This window comes from Streptosporangium sp. NPDC003464, from assembly GCF_053588315.1.
The window spans coordinates 1-5,510 of sequence record NZ_JBSFPS010000420.1; the positions used below are offsets into that span (position 1 = coordinate 1).

Below are 5,510 nucleotides of genomic sequence, written 5' to 3' on the forward strand. Positions count from 1 at the left end.
CCGATGCGGATCTCGCCGAGCTGCCGCATACGGCGCTGAAGTTCGATGATGGGCACGGGCGCCGGAGACCTAGGCCGCCCGCCGTACGGTCACCCGAGTGTGGGCCACAGCGGCGTTGCCCGCCCGGTCCACCACCCGATACGTGATCGTGTACACCCGGGCCGACCCGCCGTCCCGCTCCGCACGCAGCGCGAAGGAGGTGTCGGCCGTGCCGTACGAAGCGCCGCGGACGTCGTCCTCCACCCCGGCCGAGGAGCTGGTGATCGAGACCAGGGTGACCGTGACGGGACCGGCGTCGGCCGCCTTCAGCGAGATGTCCACCGGCACCAGCCTGTGGTTCGGCGGCCACAGCCGGTCGGGGTCGGGCGTGGCGGTCAGTGTGGGAGCCGTCGTGTCGATCCTGACGGTGACCGATCGGGACTCCTCGACGTTGCCGGCCCGGTCGACGCTGCGGAAGGCCAGCACGCTCTCCCCCTCACGGTCCACGCGCACGGGACCGGAGTAGGGGCGCCAGGAGCCGTCGCCGAGGTGGTATTCGGTCCGCTCCACACCGGCTCCCGAGTCGGAGGCGGTCAGCACCACCTGCACGGGCCGGGAGGTCCAGCCCGAGGGCACCCCGGACGCGGTGGTCACCGGCGCATCGCCGTCCCCGGCAGTAGTGTGGATCTTGAAGCCGTCGACGATGAAGTAGGAGCCGTCCTTCTTCACTCCCTTGAGCGTGTGCGGCCCCGGCGCCAGACCGGTCCTGGTGTAGACGACCTTCTGGTACTCACGGGTCGGGTTGTGGTTGTCGATGGTGGTGTCGAGCTTGCCGTCCAGGTAGAGGTCGACCTTGCCCTCGTCGGAGTTGACCTGGGCGATGTATTCGACGCCGGTGCCGTGGAAGGCCAGCTCGAAGGCGTCCCCGTCGGTCTGGGTGGCGTGCAGGTCGTCGAGGGTGGATCCGGCGCCGCCGCGCTGGTCGTTCTTCCAGTCCCAGCCGGCGCCGGTGTAGGTGACGCCGGAGACGTTGTCGATCGTCTCCACGCCGGCGGCCTTGGTCAGGTTCAGGTCCGTCAGCGCCTGGTTGCGCCAGACCTTCAGCGCCGTCGGCCGTCCGGCGGGGGTGCGGTTGTAGACCTTCCAGAAGCTGTCGCGGTCGCTCACCTTGACGTCGGCGATCTCCCTGATGACGTCACCGGTGCGCAGCCCCTGCCGCCAGGCGTGGGAGTCGGCGGGCACGGCGGCGAAGAACAGGCCGTCGTAGTCGGTGAGCCCGACGGAGGACTTCACCTCGTCGCTGTGGATCTCGGTGACCGTCGCGCCCATGAGCGGCTCGGCCAGGTTGCCGATCGTCAGGCCGGTGTCCGGCTTGCGCCAGGTGAGCGGCGGCGGCGTGGGCGAGCCCGGCTTGCCGAACCCGGTCATCGCGAAGGGCTCGAAGCCCAGCGCCAGAGCCGGGGAACCGGCCTTGAGGGAGTAGTCGAGCTTGGCCGGATCGGCGTAGGGGCTCGCCCCCTCGAACAGGGGATCGCCGACGACCGAGCGGGTGTCGAGGCCGCGGGCGCGCCAGGCGTCGGTGATGTCGGCGACGGGCCTGCCGTTGTTCCAGAAGAGGTTGTCGTCGTAGGCGGTCCTGGAGGTGGACGGATCGCTCTGGATGAAGTCGTAGGGGTCGTCGGTGACGAAGATGTTCTTCTCGACGACGTCGCCGTTGTCGGCGTAGGAGACGTGGAAGTGCCCGCCGCCGTTGACGAAGATGTTGCCGCGCACCGTGCGGAAGAAGCCCTCGCGCAGCTTCACCCCGCCGTTGAGCAGCAGGTTGCCGGTGACCTCGTAGTTGGACGAGCCGTCGTCGAGGTCGACGTCCCAGTGGGAGGAGTGCCAGATCCGGTTGTGCCGGATCTTCGTGGTCTCCATCGCGTCAAGCTTGGCGTAGTCCTTCTTCACGGCGTCGCCGGCGGTCAGGGGCCAGAAGCGGTCACGGCCCCAGGAGTTGATCGGCCCGTGGTCGGAGGTCTCCTTGACACAGTCGAAGATGTCGTTGTCCTCGATGACGTGCCCGCCCCAGGTGCCGTCGTTGATGTCGACGCAGGCCCGCGGCCCGTCGTGCACGGTGTTGCCGGAGACCGTGACCCGGCGGCTCATCGAGATCTGCACGCCGGAGGTCTGCTTCTCGAAGCGCCCGTTGCGGGTCAGGTAGTTGCCGGTGATCGTGATGTCGCGCGGGTAGTCCTCGGTCTTCGGGCCCGGCGTAGTGTCGGTGATGGTCCGCCGCATGTCGTCCCAGGTGGAGCGCTCGCGGACGGCCTCGTGCGAGCCGATGACCGCGATGTCGCTGGCCCCGGAGTCGCGGAAGTCGCCGCCGGAGACGACGTTGCCCTCGGCGTATCCGTCCATGAAGACGGCGTTGCCGCCGACCTGGTCGAAGCGGGCGTCACGGACGGTGATCTTCTTGGTGTTCTTGAGGTAGACCGCGCCCGCGCGGGCGATGGCCCAGTCACCCAGCTGCAGTTTCTCGTACGGCCGGCTGAACAGCGTCCGGTGCGTCTGGGTGAAGGTGAACCCGGCGAAGGTGAGGTCGTGCACCGGTGACGCGGGTGAATCGCCCACGACGCGGATGAGCTCCTCCCGCTCGGCCGTCTCGACGCGGACCGCCGCGGGGTCGACGCCGGCGGGCGGCTGGAGGTACAGCCTGCCCGCGGCCCTGTCGTAGAACCACTCCCCCGGCGCGTCCAGCTCCTCCAGGACGTTCTCGACCATGCGCTTCTGCGGGTGCAGCCCGCTGCCCCGGTTGTTGTCGCCCACCCACTGCAGCGTCGGGTCGCCGTTGCCGTCGACGCCTGTCACCTTGAAGGAGTTGCCGCCCCATTCGCCCTGGTGCAGCCCGCGCACCAGCGCGGTCGTGGGGTTCTTCCAGCGGGCCACCCGGGACGGGGAGATCGCGTCGGCGGCGTACCCGTTGAGCACCGCGACCTCGGGGTCGAAGTTCGGGTACCTGGCCAGGACCTGCCGTTTGCCGTCCAGGAAGAGCTCATCGAAGTCGAGGTCCTTGCCGATGTCGGCGACCAGGGTGGCACCCTGGTGCGTGGTCCAGGCGGGCGCGAGCCTGCGCCCGCCGCTGAGCACGACCGTCTCACCCGCGGCCGCCTCGTAGGTGGCGCCGGAGTCGGCCGGGGTGAAGGTGAGGGGCTCGGCCAGATAGTGGACGCCGCCGCGCACCCGCACCCGCAGCGGGCCGGTCGCGGTGGGCCGTGCCTCGCGTACGGCACGCTGGGCGCGCGCGATCGTCCTGAACGGCGCGGCCTCGGTGCCGGCGGCCGTGTCGTCCCCCTGGACGGCCACGTGGAAGACGGTGTCGGCGGCCAGGGCCGCGGTGGGGGTGAGGGCGGTCAGCCCGCTCGCGGCGACGCACGCCGCGAGGAGCAGCCGCCAGGGCTTGCCGTGGTGCACAGGGCCTCCTGTCGTGGATGGCCCTCATTGTTGGCACAGCCCTCTTGTGAAGGCGATCACGCCAAGGTTACGTTTCATCCGATCAATCAACGTCTGGAGCCCCCACATGAGGCGGAAACTGCTCTTAGCTCCCGCTACTAGCCTCCTTATCATCGGATCTCTCTTCGTCACCCAGCCTGCTGCGAGCGCCGACCCGCCGCCCGCGTACGAGCCCACGGTGGAGTCGCTGAACAGCCACCCGGTGCCGGGGTGGTTCAATGACGACAAGTTCGGCATCTTCATCCACTGGGGCGCCTACTCGGTGCCCGCGTGGGGACCGCGCGGCAGCTACGCCGAGTGGTACGGGAACTACATGAACTCGCCCGGCAGCGCGACGAACGCCCACCACAAGGCCACCTACGGCCAGGACTTCAACTACGACGCCTTCCTGCAGCAGTGGAAGGCGGAGAAGTTCGACGCGGCCGACTGGGTCAAGCTGTTCAAGGACGCCGGCGCCAAGTACTTCGTGCTGACCTCCAAGCACCACGAGGGCATGGCCCTGTGGGACAGCAAGGTCAGCGGGCGTGACAGCGTCGACCTCGGACCCGGCCGTGACCTGGCCAAGGAGCTGTTCGACGCGGCCCGCACGGGCGACGACAAGCTGAAGGCCGGCTTCTACTACTCGCTCTACGAGTGGTACAACCCCTCCTACACCGGGCGCCCGCCGACCAACCCCTACACCGGGGCGCAGATCCCGTACACGGGCGCTCCGGTCGTCGGCGACTACGTCAAGGACTACATGCTCCCGCAGATGCGCGAGCTCATCGACGGCTACGACCCCGACGTCATCTGGTGCGACGGTCAGTGGGAGAAGCCGGCCTCCTACTGGGACACCGCCGGGGTGCTCGCCGACTACTACAACAAGGCGCTCAAGAGCGGCAAGGAGGTCGCGGTCGCCAACCGGTGCAAGATCCAGAGCGGCAACCTCGACAGCCCCGAACTGGACTTCCAGACCCCCGAGTACGCCGTCAAGCCGGACATCGACCCGGTCAAGTGGGAGTCCAGCCGCGGCATCGCGCACTCCTACGGCTACAACCAGAACGAGCCGGAGGAGGACCACCTGACCTCCGACCAGCTCGTGGACTCGCTCGTGGACATCGTCAGCAAGAACGGCAACCTGCTGCTCGACATCGGCCCGAAGGCCGACGGCACGATCCCCGAGATCCAGCGGCAGCGGCTGCTGGACATCGGCGCCTGGCTCAAGGCCAACGGCGAGGCGATCTACGGCACCACGTACTGGAACCGGGCCGAGGAGAAGGGCGGCCCCGACGACGTCCGTTACACGGTGAAGGACGGCACCCTGTACGCCACGGCGCTGAAGTGGCCGGGCGAGCAGCTCACGCTCGGCGCCGACCTGCCGGTGGACCACAGCACCCGCGTCACCATGCTCGGCTCCGACGCGCGCCTGTCATGGAGCCGTGACGAGCAGGGCCGCGTCGTGGTGAACACCCCGCCGGAGACCGGGAAGCACGCCTACGTCTTCAAGATCGAGACGCCGGGCGTGCACAGCCTGCTGCGCACCTCCTCCAGCCTGGCGAAGGAGGTCGCCCCCGGTCAGACGGTCAGCGGCGAGCTCACGGTCACCAACCCCGGCAAGCGGCACGCCCCGGCCACCAAGCTCTCCCTCACCGTGCCGCAGGGCTGGACGGCCACGCTCGGGGCGCCCCGCGTGCGCCCGCTCGGTCCCGGTGAAAGCGTGAAGGTGCCGATCAGCGTGAGCGCCCCCGCGGGTGTGGCGCCGGGCCCCTACACGCTGGGCCTGCACCAGCGCACCGGGCGCATGGGGACGACCACCGCCCTGCCCCTGGCGGTCAACCGGCCCAACCTCTCGCTCGGCAAGCCGGCCACGCAGAAGAGCACCGGCTACGACGCGCCGGCCTCCCGGGCCGTCGACGGCAACACCGACGGCAACTGGGGCTCCGCGACGACGACGCACACCGCCGAGCCGGAGAAGCAGGCCTGGTGGCAGGTCGACCTCGGCGCCTCGGCCGCGCTGGACAGCGTGGACGTCTGGAACCGGCTCGACTGCTGCGCCGACC

General features: G+C 69.5%; 2 protein-coding genes. One reads left to right on the forward strand and one right to left on the reverse strand.

What is annotated here, in order from left to right; all coding sequences use genetic code 11:
• Positions 1 to 69: 69 nt before the first annotated feature.
• Entirely contained in the window at positions 70 to 3,432 is a 3,363-nt protein-coding gene (locus ACWDS7_RS46105; protein WP_451934456.1) for an OmpL47-type beta-barrel domain-containing protein, read from the reverse strand.
• Between the two features lie 217 nt (positions 3,433 to 3,649).
• Here ACWDS7_RS46105 and ACWDS7_RS46110 point away from each other — a divergent pair.
• On the forward strand, positions 3,650 to 5,510 hold a 1,861-nt coding region (locus tag ACWDS7_RS46110), incomplete at its 3' end, for an alpha-L-fucosidase (RefSeq protein WP_451934457.1).